The 12516-nt window shown below is 76.2% G+C and carries 11 protein-coding genes; 5 read left to right on the forward strand and 6 right to left on the reverse strand.

From position 1 onward, the window contains the following. Nucleotides 1-14: 14 nt before the first annotated feature. From trpM to lgt, 5 genes are all read left to right on the forward strand, one after another. Nucleotides 15-179 (forward strand): tryptophan biosynthesis modulator TrpM, encoded by a 165-nt coding sequence (gene trpM / locus ACWDYF_RS06530; RefSeq protein ID WP_018567527.1) that lies wholly within the window; start codon nucleotides 15-17, stop codon nucleotides 177-179. 95 nt (nucleotides 180-274) lie between these two features. Beyond that, nucleotides 275-1558, forward strand: a complete 1284-nt coding sequence (gene trpB, locus ACWDYF_RS06535) for a tryptophan synthase subunit beta (RefSeq protein ID WP_018567528.1) — start codon at nucleotides 275-277, stop codon at nucleotides 1556-1558. After that, nucleotides 1555-2373, forward strand: a complete 819-nt coding sequence (gene trpA, locus ACWDYF_RS06540; RefSeq protein ID WP_064532461.1) for a tryptophan synthase subunit alpha — start codon at nucleotides 1555-1557, stop codon at nucleotides 2371-2373. The genes trpB and trpA overlap by 4 nt, the downstream gene beginning before the upstream one ends. A gap of 122 nt (nucleotides 2374-2495) precedes the next feature. Beyond that, entirely contained in the window at nucleotides 2496-3272 is a 777-nt protein-coding gene (locus ACWDYF_RS06545; protein ID WP_381743781.1) for a DsbA family protein, read from the forward strand. A gap of 159 nt (nucleotides 3273-3431) precedes the next feature. After that, a complete protein-coding gene (gene lgt / locus ACWDYF_RS06550; protein WP_389466745.1) occupies nucleotides 3432-4499 on the forward strand; it encodes a prolipoprotein diacylglyceryl transferase in 1068 nt (355 codons plus the stop codon). A 106-nt stretch (nucleotides 4500-4605) separates the two neighbouring features. Here lgt and ACWDYF_RS06555 read toward each other — a convergent pair whose 3' ends face one another. Genes ACWDYF_RS06555 through ACWDYF_RS06580 form a run of 6 tightly spaced genes read right to left on the reverse strand, consistent with a single transcriptional unit; the run spans nucleotide 4606 to nucleotide 12193 of the window. Next, nucleotides 4606-5484 carry an HpcH/HpaI aldolase/citrate lyase family protein gene (locus ACWDYF_RS06555; RefSeq protein WP_381743783.1) on the reverse strand — a complete coding sequence of 293 codons (879 nt, stop codon included), beginning with the start codon at nucleotides 5482-5484 and terminating at the stop codon, nucleotides 4606-4608. Beyond that, on the reverse strand, nucleotides 5481-6764 hold the full coding sequence (locus ACWDYF_RS06560; RefSeq protein WP_389466742.1) for a CaiB/BaiF CoA transferase family protein: 1284 nt from the start codon (nucleotides 6762-6764) through the stop codon (nucleotides 5481-5483). Before ACWDYF_RS06560 ends, ACWDYF_RS06555 begins: the two co-directional genes overlap by 4 nt. Further along, complete coding sequence (locus ACWDYF_RS06565; protein WP_389466739.1) at nucleotides 6761-8125, reverse strand: ADP-ribosylglycohydrolase family protein; 1365 nt, start codon at nucleotides 8123-8125, stop codon at nucleotides 6761-6763. Before ACWDYF_RS06565 ends, ACWDYF_RS06560 begins: the two co-directional genes overlap by 4 nt. Beyond that, entirely contained in the window at nucleotides 8113-9294 is a 1182-nt protein-coding gene (locus ACWDYF_RS06570; RefSeq protein ID WP_389466736.1) for an ADP-ribosylglycohydrolase family protein, read from the reverse strand. Before ACWDYF_RS06570 ends, ACWDYF_RS06565 begins: the two co-directional genes overlap by 13 nt. Before the next feature lie 8 nt (nucleotides 9295-9302). Continuing rightward, nucleotides 9303-10421, reverse strand: coding sequence for an ADP-ribosylglycohydrolase family protein (locus ACWDYF_RS06575; RefSeq protein ID WP_389466733.1), 1119 nt, complete (start codon nucleotides 10419-10421; stop codon nucleotides 9303-9305). After that, entirely contained in the window at nucleotides 10418-12193 is a 1776-nt protein-coding gene (locus ACWDYF_RS06580) for an ADP-ribosylglycohydrolase family protein (RefSeq protein ID WP_389466731.1), read from the reverse strand. The genes ACWDYF_RS06575 and ACWDYF_RS06580 overlap by 4 nt, the downstream gene beginning before the upstream one ends. Nucleotides 12194-12516 lie beyond the last annotated feature (323 nt).

A 12516-nucleotide genomic window follows, 5' to 3' on the forward strand; every position in this document is an offset into this window, starting at 1 on the left:
TAGGCTGGGCACCGATGACGCTCACCATGACGACCGCCGACCGGCACGCGCGCCTGGCGCGCGGCTGCCGCCCCCGGGGCTGCCGCGCCCCGGCGCGGCGGGTGCACGGCCGACGCGTCCGGTACGTCATCGGTGCCGAACCGGGGCAGGTCAACGGCCGCCGATGGCAGCGCCCCTGACGGGGCGCGAGCAACCGCGTCCGGCCCGCCGCCGGACGCCGTCCCGCCCCCACGGCGCACAGTGTTGTCCCACGCACTCACCGTGAGGTTCTGGCATGCCCAGCGAATTCTTCTTCCCCGACCAGGACGGTCAGGTCCCCAGCGCCGAGGGCTACTTCGGCGCGTACGGCGGCAAGTTCATCCCGGAGGCCCTGGTCGCCGCCGTGGACGAGGTCGCCGTCGAGTACGACAAGGCGAAGGCCGACCCCGCCTTCGCCCGTGAGCTGGACGATCTGCTCGTCCACTACACCGGCCGGCCCAGCGCCCTGACCGAGGTGCCCCGCTTCGCCGAACACGCGGGCGGCGCCCGGGTGTTCCTCAAGCGCGAGGACCTGAACCACACCGGCTCCCACAAGATCAACAACGTGCTCGGCCAGGCGCTGCTCACCAAGCGCATGGGCAAGACGCGGGTGATCGCGGAGACCGGCGCCGGCCAGCACGGCGTCGCCACCGCCACCGCCTGCGCCCTGTTCGGCCTGGACTGCACGGTCTACATGGGCGAGATCGACACCGAGCGGCAGGCCCTGAACGTGGCCCGGATGCGCATGCTCGGCGCCGAGGTCGTGGCCGTGAAGTCCGGCAGCCGCACCCTGAAGGACGCCATCAACGAGGCGTTCCGCGACTGGGTCGCCAACGTCGACCGTACCCACTACCTGTTCGGCACCGTCGCCGGTCCGCACCCCTTCCCGGCCATGGTCCGCGACTTCCACCGGGTCATCGGCGTCGAGGCGCGCCGCCAGCTCCTGGAGCGCGCCGGACGGCTGCCGGACGCCGCCGTCGCGTGCGTCGGCGGCGGCTCCAACGCCATCGGCCTCTTCCACGCCTTCATCCCCGACACCGGCGTCCGCCTGATCGGCTGCGAGCCGGCCGGGCACGGCGTGGAGAGCGGCGAGCACGCGGCGACCCTGACCGCGGGCGAGCCGGGCGTGCTGCACGGCTCCCGCTCCTACGTCCTCCAGGACGACGAGGGCCAGATCACCGAGCCGTACTCCATCTCGGCCGGGCTCGACTACCCGGGCATCGGCCCCGAGCACTCCTACCTCAAGGACTCCGGCCGCGGCGAGTACCGCGCCGTCACCGACGACGCCGCCATGCAGGCGCTGCGCCTGCTGTCGCGCACCGAGGGCATCATCCCGGCCATCGAGAGCGCCCACGCGCTGGCCGGCGCCCTGGAGGTCGGCCGGGAGCTGGGCCCGGACGGGCTGCTCGTGGTCAACCTCTCCGGGCGCGGCGACAAGGACATGGACACCGCCGCCCGCTACTTCGGCCTGTACGACGCCGACGCCGAGGTGGCCGCCGACGCGGCCGACACCGCCGAGATCGAGGGGGACGCCAAGTGAGCGGCACCATCCAGCTTCTGTCGGACACCCTCGCCGCCGCCCGCGCCGAGGACCGCGCCGCGCTCATCGCCTACCTCCCGGCGGGCTTCCCGACCGTGGACGGCGGCATCGAGGCGATCAAGGCCGTCTTCGACGGCGGCGCCGACGTCGTGGAGGTCGGGCTGCCGCACAGCGACCCGGTCCTGGACGGCCCGGTCATCCAGACCGCCGACGACATCGCCCTGCGCGGCGGTGTGCGGATCGCGGACGTCATGCGCACGGTCCGCGAGGCGCACGCGGCCACCGGCAAGCCGGTCCTGGTCATGACGTACTGGAACCCCATCGACCGCTACGGCGTGGAGCGGTTCACCGCCGAGCTGGCCGACGCGGGCGGCGCCGGGTGCATCCTGCCCGACCTGCCCGTGCAGGAGTCCGCGCTGTGGCGCGAGCACGCCGACAAGCACGGTCTGGCGACCGTCTTCGTGGTGGCGCCCAGCAGCAAGGACGAACGGCTCACCGAGATCACCGCCGCCGGTTCCGGCTTCGTCTACGCCGCCTCGCTCATGGGGGTCACCGGCACCCGCGAGTCGGTCGGCGCGCAGGCCCAGGACCTGGTGCGGCGCACCCGCGGCACGGGCACGGGACTGCCCGTCTGCGTCGGGCTCGGCGTCTCCACCCCGGCCCAGGCCGCGGAGGTCGCGGGCTTCGCCGACGGTGTCATCGTCGGCTCGGCGTTCGTCAAGCGGATGCTGGACGCCCCGGACGCCGCCGCCGGTGTCGAGGCCGTCCGGGAACTGGCCGGCGAACTGGCCCGCGGGGTGCGCGGCCAGGCGTAGCCGGACGCGCGGCGCCGCGCGGCGGACGCCGCAGAACGGACACAGCAGAACATTCGGTCACTCGAACGGGTGGACCTGGGACCGGGGAGGCGCATTGCGCCTCCCCGGTTCGTTCTGGGGGTGTGAGCGAGAAGAACCATGACGCGAAGCGCACCGCCCGGCAGCGGCTGGCGGTCCAGCGCGAGAAGCAGAAGGCCTCCGAGCGGCGTCGGCGCACGCTGATCGTGGCCGCCAGTGTGGTCTGTGTACTGGCCCTGGCGACGGTGATCGGCGTGCTCGCCGCGAACTCCGGCAAGGACAAGAGCAGCAGCGGCGCGGGCCCGGTCGCGGCGCCCTCGGGCGCGCAGGGCAAGGACGGTCTCGCGATCCCGGTCGGCAAGGACGGCGCCCGGTCGACGCTCACCGTGTGGGAGGACTTCCGCTGCCCGGCCTGCCAGGCGTTCGAGGCGGCGTACCGGCCGACGGTGCACTCCCTCGTCGACTCCGGCAAGCTCCGCGTCGAGTACCACCTGGTGCGCCTGATCGACGGCAACCTCGGCGGCAGCGGCTCGCTGCGCGCGGCCAACGCGGCGGCCTGCGCCCAGGACGCCGGGCACTTCCCGGCCTTCCACGACGTGCTCTACGACAACCAGCCCAAGGAGACGGACGACGCCTTCGCCGACAACGCCGCGCTGATCCGGCTGGCAGGCAAGGTGAAGGGCCTGGACACCCCGGCCTTCCGCGCCTGTGTCGACAAGGGGACGCACGACAGCTGGGTCGACAAGTCCCACCGGGCGTTCCAGTCCGGCGGCTTCTCGGGCACCCCGACCGTCCTGCTCAACGGCAAGAACATCCTGGAGGACCGGTCGATGACCCCGGCCAGGCTCAAGCAGCAGGTCGAAGCGGCGGACAAGGGATGAGCACGGTCCGGACGGGAGCGGGGCAAGGCGCGGGTAAGGGTCCGGTGAGGGCCGGGTGTGTCCCCGGGCGGTGCCGCCGCCGGGCGGCGGCCCGTTATGGACCCGTAGCCGGGCTGCTCGTCCTGGCCCCGCTCCGGCTGCGGTAGCGTCGACCCTGCCATGGAACTTGCCTACATTCCCAGCCCGTCGCACGGAGTGGTGTACCTCGGTCCCCTTCCGCTGCGCGGCTACGCGTTCTGCATCATCATCGGCGTCTTCGTAGCCGTCTGGCTCGGCAACAAGCGCTGGATCGCCCGTGGCGGGCGGGCCGGCACGGTGGCCGACATCGCCGTCTGGGCCGTCCCGTTCGGCCTGGTGGGCGGTCGGCTCTACCACGTGATCACGGACTACGAGCTGTATTTCGGCGAGGGCCGTGACTGGGTGAACGCCTTCAAGGTGTGGGAGGGCGGCCTCGGCATCTGGGGTGCCATCGCGCTGGGCGCGCTCGGCGCGTGGATCGGGGCCCGCCGCCGCGGTGTGCCGATGCCCGCGTACGCCGACGCGGTGGCGCCGGGCATCGCCTTCGCGCAGGCGCTGGGCCGCTGGGGCAACTGGTTCAACCAGGAACTGTACGGCCGGGAGACCCACGTCCCCTGGGCGCTGCACATCACCTCGACCACGGACGGCCGGGTCCCCGGGTACTACCACCCGACCTTCCTCTACGAGTCCCTGTGGTGCGTCGGCGTCGGCTTCCTGGTGATCTGGGCCGACCGCCGCTTCAAGCTGGGCCACGGCCGGGCGTTCGCCCTGTACGTCGCCTCGTACTGCCTGGGCCGCGGCTGGATCGAGTACATGCGCGTCGACGACGCCCACCACATCCTGGGCCTGCGGCTGAACGACTGGACGGCCCTGCTGGTCTTCCTGCTCGCCGTGGCCTACATCTGGATCTCGTCGAAGAAGCGGCCGGGCCGCGAACTCCAGGTCGAGCGCGGCCTGCCCGCCGAGGACGGGACGGCGGCCGGGACGGAGACCGGCACGACCGCCTCCGCCGCGGACGGCACCGCGGACCGGGCCGAGAAGGACAAGCCCGAGAAGGACAAGCAGGACACCCACACCCCCGGCGACACCGCCGACGACGCGGCCGGGCCCACCGGCAAGGCGGGGGACGCGGACGCGACCGGTGCGGCCGAGGAGGCCCCGGCGGAGGCCGGGGTGAAGGACGAGGCGGGTACGGCCAAGAAGGGCTGACCGCCGCGGCCGCGCGGTCGTCCTGGCCGGCCGCCGGTCCTGTGCGCGGCAGGGCGCTCCCGTCCCGGGGGCGCCCTTCGCGTGCGCGGGACCGGCGGCCGCCCGGTCAGCAGCGGCGGGCCAGCGCCAGGGTGCGCCGCGCCGCCGCGACCACCGCCGCGTCGATGAAACGGCCGTCCGCGAGGGCCTGGGCGCCCGGATCCATGGTGGCCGCCTTGACGACGGTCTCGGCCTCCTCCAGCTCGCGGTCGGTCGGCAGATAGGCGCGCTCGATGATGGGGAGCTGCCGGGGATGGATGGCCGCCCGGCCGAGGAAGCCCAGCGAGCGGCCGTGCGCGCAGGAGGCCGCCAGCCCCTCCAGATCACGGATGTCGGGGTGCACGGACTGCGCGGGCGGGGCCAGCCCCGCCGCGCGCGCGGCGACGACGACCCGGGCCCGGCACCAGTCGAGCCCGGTGTCCTGGCGCACCCCGAGGTCGGCGCGGAGGTCGGCCTCGCCGATCGAGACACCGCGCAGGGACGGGTGCGCCGAGGCGATGGCGTACGCCTGCTCGACGGCCAGGGCGTTCTCCAGCAGCGCGTACAGCGGCGGCCCCGCGCCGTGCCCGGCGGCCCCCGCGCCGTCCGGTGCGCCGCCGGGGCCGCCCTGCTCCGTCCGCCGCGCGATCCGCACCACCTGCTCCGCCGACGTCACCTTGGGCAGCCGCAGCCCGGCCAGGCCCGGCCGGGCGGCGACGGCGGCCAGATCGGCGGCGGCCAGCGGCCCGTCCAGGGCGTTGACCCGCACATGGACGGGGACCGGCGGCGGCTCGGTCAGGAGTTCCGCGGTGGCGGCGCGGGCGTACTCCTTGCGGTCCGGGGCGACCGCGTCCTCCAGGTCGACCACGACCACGTCGGCCCCGCAGGCGAGGGCCTTGGCGACCACCCGCGGGCGGTCGCCGGGGGCGTAGAGCCAGGTCAGCGGGAAGGCGGCGGTGACCGTCACAGGACGCCCTCCGCGCGCAGCGCGGCCACTTCCTCCGGGGTGAGGCCCAGCTCGGCCAGGACCGCCTCGGTGTCGGCGCCGTGCGGCCGGCCCGCCCAGCGGATCGCGCCCGGGGTGTCGGAGAGCCGGAACAGCACGTTCTGCATGCGCATCCGGCCCAGCTCCGGGTCGAACAGGGTGGTGAGGGTGCCCAGCGCCTGGTACTGCGGGTCGGCGACCACGTCCCGGACGTCCTGGATCGGCGCGATGGCGGCCTGGGCCTTCTCGAAGGCGGCCATGACCTCGGTGCGGGTGTGCCGGGCGATCCAGCCGCCGACCGCCTCGTCGAGGAGGTCGGCGTGCGCCGCCCGCCCGGAACCGGTCGCGAACCACGGCTCGGCGGTCAGCTCCGGGCGCCCCACCAGGCGCAGCACCCGCTCGGCCACCGACTGCGCCGAGGCGGAGACCGCCACCCAGGTGCCGTCCGCGGTGCGGTAGGTGTTGCGCGGGGCGTTGTTCTGGGTGCGGTTGCCGGTGCGCGGCTGGACGTAGCCGAGCTGGTCGTACCAGAGGGGCTGCGGGCCCAGCACGGTCAGGATGGGTTCGATGATCGCCATGTCGACGATCTGCCCCCGGCCGGTGCGCTCGCGGGCCGCCAGCGCGGTCAGCACGGCGTACGCCGTGGCCAGCCCGGCGATGGAGTCGGCGAGCCCGAAGGGCGGCAGCGTGGGCGGCGCGTCCGGCTCCCCGGTGATCGCGGCGAAGCCGCTCATCGCCTCCGCCAGGGTGCCGAAGCCGGGCCGGGACGCGTACGGGCCGAACTGGCCGAAGCCGGTGACCCGGGCGAGCACCAGGCGCGGATTGGCCGCCGAGAGTTCCGGCCAGCCCAGCTCCCAGCGCTCCAGGGTGCCGGGGCGGAAGTTCTCCACGATCACGTCGGCGGTCGCGGCGAGCCGCAGCAGGGTGGCCCGGCCGCCGGGGCGGGACAGGTCCAGGGTGATGGCGCGCTTGTTGCGGCCGAGCAGCTTCCACCACAGGCCGACGCCGTTCTTCGCCGGGCCGTGGCCCCGGGCGGGGTCGGGCCTGGCCGGATGCTCGACCTTGATGACCTCGGCGCCGAAGTCGCCGAGCATCATGGCCGCGATGGGCCCGGCGAACAGGGTGGCGAGGTCCAGGACGCGCAGCCCGGTGAGCGGCGGCGCGGTGTCGGGCGGCGCGGTGTCGGGCGGCGCGGTGTGCGGCGGCGCGGTGTCCCGCGGGCCGGTGGTGTGCGCCTCGGTGGCATCGGGGTCGGGCGTCATGGGCGGGACGCCTCCTGACGGGTGAGCCGGGCCAGCGCGTCGAAGCCGGTGCCGTCGAAGTCGGCGACGGTAGTGGCGAGCCGGTTCTTGAGCGGGGCGGTCCAGCGGTCGGGGAGCGCGGCGGGGGACCCGGCGAGCAGCCCGGCGACCGATCCGGCGGTGGCGCCGTTGGAGTCGGTGTCCCAGCCGCCCGACACCACCCGGCAGATGGAGCCGGTGAAGTCGCCGTCGGCATGGGTGAGGGCGGCGGCGATCAGCGCGGTGTTCGGCACGGCGTGCACCCAGTGGTACCCGGCGTGCGCCGTGTGCAGTTCGTCCACGACGGTGTCGAAGTCCGCGTGGGCACCGGCCAGCCGGACCGCGTGCCGCACCGCGCGGGCCAGCCGGGAGCCGGGCGGCACCACCCGCAGCCCGGCGGCCAGGCAGGCGTGCACGTCGTGGGCGCCGCTCGTGGCGGCGGCGATCACGGCGGCGGCGAACATCGCGGCGTAGACGCCGTTCCCGGTGTGGGTGAGGGCGGCGTCCCGGTACGCCTGCTCCGCGGCGGCCCCTGGATCGCCCGGGTTGGTCCAGCCGTGCACGTCGGCGCGGATGAGGCCGCCGATCCACTCGCGGAAGGGGTTGCGGTGGCGGGCGGTGCGCGGCGGTTCGATGCCGAGCAGCAGATTGCGGTAGGCGACGCGTTCGGCGGTGAAGGTACGGCCCGCGGGCAGCTCGTCCAGCCACAGGCGGGCGAGGTCGGCGGTGGTGAAGCCGCGGCCGTGGCGGCGCAGCAGGAGCAGACCGAGCAGCGGATGGTCGAGGTCGTCGTCCTCGGGCATGCCGTCGATGTTCTCGGCGAGGCAGGTGGCCGCCGAACGGCGGTTCCAGGGGTGGGCGGCGGCCAGGTCCTCGGGCACGCCCCGGGCGGTGAACCAGGTGCTCAGCGGCCAGTTGCCGGTGGCGCGCGCGAGCTGCCGGATGCCCGCCAGCGGGAGCTTCTCCACCGGCTTGCCCAGCAGACAGCCCGCGGCCCGGCCCAGCCAGGCGGCCTCGAAGCGTTCGACGGCGGGCGCGGCCCCCGGGCGCGGGGCGCGGCCGGGCCAGTCGGGGCACAGCGCCCTGATCGCGGCCGGCCCGGTGGGCTCCGCCTCGGCCAGCCGGCTGGGCAGCTCGGCCAGTTCGTCCAGCAGGTCCTCGGCCAGCAGCCGCAGATAGCGTGAGACGGGCTCCGGCGAGGCACCGGCGCGCGCCGGTGCGTCGGGGCCGCCCGCCGCCCGCCACCGCGCGGCCACCGCCGCCGGTTCACGGCCGTCCTGGGCCGCCTGGCGCAGCTCGTGGCCGAGCAGGTCCTCCGGCTGCACCCAGGTCAGTCGGAGCATCCCGCACCTCCCAGCAGGGCGAACGCCCGCTCGTGCGCCCGCCGTCGGCGTACGTCCTCGGTGAAGACCTCGCGCGCCACCGCGGTCAGCGTGCGCGCGGGCTCCCACAGGTCCAGGCGGCTGGCCTCGCCCACCGCCTTCGCCCAGTCCTCGGGCACCGGGGAGCCCAGCGCCCCGGCCAGCGCCCCGGCCATGGTGGCGATGGAGTCGCAGTCGCGGCCGTAGTTCACCGCGCCGAGGACGGCCCGCCGGTAGTCGCCGCGCGCCACCAGCAGCAGGCCCAGCGCGACGGGCAGTTCCTCGATCGCGTGCAGCCGGGACGGGCGGCGCGCGCCCAGCGAGGGGCTGCGGTAGTCCGGGCCGACCGTGTCGTACGGGGCGACCGCCGCCCGCAGCGCGCCGAGCGCCGACTCGATGTCCGGGCAGCGGCGGGCCGCCGCGCGGACGTCCTCGATCGCCGCCCGGGTGCCGTCCTTGGCCAGGGACAGACAGGCCGACACGACCGACTCGGCACTCGCTCCCGGCGAGCAGGCCGCCGCCACCCCGGCCGCGAGCACGCCCGCCGCCTCCCGGCCGTAGGAGGACTGGTGGGCGCCCGCGACGTCCAGCGCCTCCGCGTACGCGGCCCGCGGATCGCCCGCGTTGACCAGGCCGACCGGCGCCATGTACATCGCGGCACCGCAGTTGACGATGTTGCCGACGCCCGCCTCGCGCGGGTCGACGTGGCCGTAGTGCAGCCGCGTGACCAGCCACTTCTCCGCCAGGAACACCCGGTGCAGCGGCAGCGCCTCGCGCTCCAGCTCGGGGATCCAGCGCGGGTTGGTCATCAGGTCCGGGACCAGGTGGTCTGCGACGGCGTAGGCGTCGAGGTGGTCGCGGACCCGCGCGTACACCCGTACCAGCGCGTGGGTCATCAGGGTGTCGTCGGTGACGTGCCCGTCGCCCTTGTGGTAGGGCGCGAGCGGGCGGGCGGTGGGCCAGGCGTCGCCGTGCCAGGGGCCGACGATCCCGTGCACCCGGCCGCCGTGCCGCTCGGCGATCTGCTCGGGGGAGTAGCCCTCGACGGGCCCGCCGAGCGCGTCGCCGACGGCGGCGCCGACCAGGGCGCCGGTGATCCGCTCGTCCAGACCCGCTCCCGGATCGGCGGTTTCTTCTTCTCTGGGCGTCATGCCCCGAATCATCCTCCTGGCGGGGCCGGTTGTACGGCTTCCAGGAGTCCGGCGAGTTCCACGAGGTCGGTGCCGGTGAGGCGGGGCAGCACACAGCCGGACAGGGTGCGGCAGGCGTCCCGCCAGGGCCCGGGGATCGCCGCCGCGCCCTCCAGCGCGCCGGTGAGCGCGCCGGTCAGGGCGGGCGCGGAGTCGGCGACCCGGGACAGGCAGGCGGCGGCGGGCAGCGCCCGCGCGATCCGGCCGTCCGCCGCCGTGGCCAGGGCGAGCGCCACCGGGACGGTCTCGGCGGCGGCGACGCCGTAGCTGTAGACGTGGTCCACGATCTCGTGCTCCAGCAGCGGCACCAGCGCGAAGGCGTCCGCGCAGTCCGCGGCCAGCCTCAGCGCGTGCCGTGCGTTGCGGCCGATCTCGGTGCCGTCGGGGAGTTCGGCGAGCGCGGCCGACACGCAGGCGCCGGTCCCGGACCCGGTGAGCGCCAGGGAGAGCGCCGCCGCCATCGCGCGGGCGCCGTGCACGCCGTCGCCGTCCTGGGTGTAGCGGGCGTCGAACTCGGCCAGGCCGGCGGCGCGCCGGGGGTCGCCGGGGTGGGCCACGGCCAGGGCGCAGGCCCGTACGCAGGCGGCGTCGTCGAAGTAGTGCGGGTTGTCGTGGCCGGTGGCGGGCGGGCGCAGCCCGGTGGCCAGGTTGCCGAGGCCCGCCCGGACGGAGATGCGGGCCCGCAGCGGCAGCACCGCCGACTCGATCTCGGCGGCGCGTCCGGCCGCCGCGGCGACCTCGGCCGCCACGGCGTTCCAGGTGAGGTCGATCGCGGCGCGCGTCCGGCGGTCCCGGCTGAGGTCGCCGAGCGCGCCGTCGTCCCCGGCCCGCAGCACGGCCTCCGCCGCGAACACCGCCCACTCGGCGTCGTCGGAGGGGCCAAGGCGCAGCGGTTCGGGGGACTGGTTCAGCGCCACGGGCACCGGCAGCGTGGTCGTCGCGTTCTCCTCGGCGAAGGTGTCCAGCTCGCGGGTGAGCCGCCGGGTCCACTCCGGCATCCGGGCCGCCCGGTGCCGCGCGGACGGCCAGCCGGCGGCGTCCCCCGCCGCGAGCCCCAGCAGCAGCCCCTCGATCCGCCGCCCGCTCACTGCCCCGCCTCGCCCTCGTCGGCGGTCAGCGCGTACGCGCCGGTCCCGGCGAGCGGCCCCGGCACGGGCACCGCCCCCGGGGAGCGGGGCGGTGCGCCGGTCTCCCGGTCCGGTTCCGCCCCGCCCTCCCCGGCGGGCCGCGTGGCGAGCGGGGCGTCGGCGCCCCGGCGGCCGGGGGTGACGACGGCCGGGGCGGGCGGCCCGGATGCCGGAGCGGACCCGGGCAGGGCGGGCGCGGGTCGCGGGGGTGCGGGTCGCGGAGGTGCGGAACGGCCGTCCCGCGCGGGCCCGGCGGCGGGGGAACGGACGCCGTGCGCGGGTACGGCGGTGTCGTGGCCCGCGCGCTCGGCAGCGGGCCGGGCGGGTCCGGCGGTCCCGTGCCCCGGGCTCCCGGCCGTGGCGGAGCGGGCGGGGGCGGCGTCGGGGCGTACCGCGCCGGTGGCGGGGCGGCCCACCGGAGCAGGGGGCGCCGAGGGTGCCGAGGGGGTGGACGCGGTCCGCGCGGGGCGTACGGGGACGGGCCCCGCGCCCCGGCCCGTACCGGCACCCGAGCCGATTCCAATACCCGAGCCGATTCCGGCAGACGTACCGCTCCCGGCCCCCGTACCGCTTCCGGCCCCCGGCCCCGCGGCGGCGCCCCGGCCTGCTGCGGTGCCCTGGCCCGCACCGGCATGCGGGCCTGCGTCGGCGTCCGGACCCGCACCGGTCGGCCCGGTACCGGCCTCCAGGCCCGTACCGGCCTCCGGACCCGTACCGGCCTCCGGCCCCGCGCCCCCTCCGCCGCCCGGGTCGAGCACCGCCCGGGTCACCAGCAGGTCCGCCACCTCCAGTACGTGCCGCCCCGCCACCGAGGGCAGACAGGTGCCGCGGGCCGGGCCGATGGCCGCCGCCCAGTCCTCGGGGACGGCGGCCACGCCCTGGGTCGCGCCGGCCAGGGCGCCCGCGACCGCGGCCGTGGTGTCGGCGTCGCGGCCCATGTTGACGGCGGTGAGGACGGCGTCGCGGAAGTCGCCGTCGGCGGCGGCGTACGCGCCGAAGGCGAGGGCGACCGCTTCGGGGGCCAGGTCGGACCACGGATAGCCGGCGATGACGACGGCGGAGCGGATCGCGCGTTCGCCGCGGTGGGCGGCGGCCGCCGCCCGGCGCAGCGAGCGGGCCGTCCAGGAGTCGTCCGGTACGACGGCCAGCGCGGCGGCCACGACCGCGACCGGCGGCGCGCCCGCCATGGCCGCCGCCACCCCCGCCGCCACGGCCCGGCCGCCGTGGATGCCCTCGCCCTCGTGGCTGACCGAGCCGTCGACCGCCACCAGGCGGGCCGCCTCCGCGGGGCGCCCGGCGGCGAACACCCCGAAGGGCGCCGCCCGCATCGCCAGGCCGTCGCTCCAGGCGTGCCGGTGCTGGGCGGAGACGGGCGCCGCCAGGCCCCGGCGGAGGTTCTCCAGGGTGCCGCGCTCGCTGAAGCCCGCGCCGCGGAAGGGTCCCTCGGCGCGGACGGTGATGTGCTCGTGCCAGGCGGCCTCCACGTGCGCGGGGGTGAGCGCGGAGCCGTGGCGGGCGAGCAGCAGCCCGCTGAAGAGGGCGTACTCGGTGTCGTCGGTCCCGGCCGGGCGGGCGGCGACGTAGCCGGTGATCCGGCCCCAGCGGGCGCGGATCTCGGAGGGTCTCAGGTTCTCCGCGGGCGCGCCGAGGGCGTCCCCGACGGCGAGGCCGAGCAGTGCGCCGCGTGCCCGGTCGCACACGCGGGCCGGGGGGACGCCGGCGGTCGAGGCCATCGCGGGCTCTCCTCTCCACGGCGCCCGGCGAAGGGCGCAGAACCCCTGTGGACCCTGCGGCCCCTGCGGATCCTGTGGACCCCTCGGACCCTCCGGGTGCTTTGGACAGGTGTCCCCGGCGGCGGTCCGGTCGCAGCCTGGAGCGGCCCGCTGTCACCCGTACGACATCTGGGCAGGACCTCGCACGAATGAGCAAAGTCAGGTAAAGCCGCAGGTTAGCCCAGCCTTTCCTTGCTGGCGGCGCGGAATGACGGGGCGTAGATTCGGTGTTGTCGAAAAGTAGAACCAGTCCAAAAGCAAGCCTTGCCTAAGCATTCTGGGGG

Source organism: Streptomyces sp. NPDC003284, from assembly GCF_053589675.1.

Excerpts from the sequence above, each read along its gene's own strand:
- ACWDYF_RS06565 (WP_389466739.1), bottom strand. The coding sequence starts at position 8,125 with ATGCTCCGACTGACCTGGGTGCAGCCGGAGGACCTGCTCGGCCACGAG.
- trpM (WP_018567527.1), top strand. The coding sequence starts at position 15 with ATGACGCTCACCATGACGACCGCCGACCGGCACGCGCGCCTGGCGCGC.
- lgt (WP_389466745.1), top strand. The coding sequence starts at position 3,432 with ATGGAACTTGCCTACATTCCCAGCCCGTCGCACGGAGTGGTGTACCTC.
- ACWDYF_RS06580 (WP_389466731.1), bottom strand. The coding sequence starts at position 12,193 with ATGGCCTCGACCGCCGGCGTCCCCCCGGCCCGCGTGTGCGACCGGGCA.
- trpB (WP_018567528.1), top strand. The coding sequence starts at position 275 with ATGCCCAGCGAATTCTTCTTCCCCGACCAGGACGGTCAGGTCCCCAGC.
- ACWDYF_RS06570 (WP_389466736.1), bottom strand. The coding sequence starts at position 9,294 with ATGACGCCCAGAGAAGAAGAAACCGCCGATCCGGGAGCGGGTCTGGAC.
- ACWDYF_RS06560 (WP_389466742.1), bottom strand. The coding sequence starts at position 6,764 with ATGACGCCCGACCCCGATGCCACCGAGGCGCACACCACCGGCCCGCGG.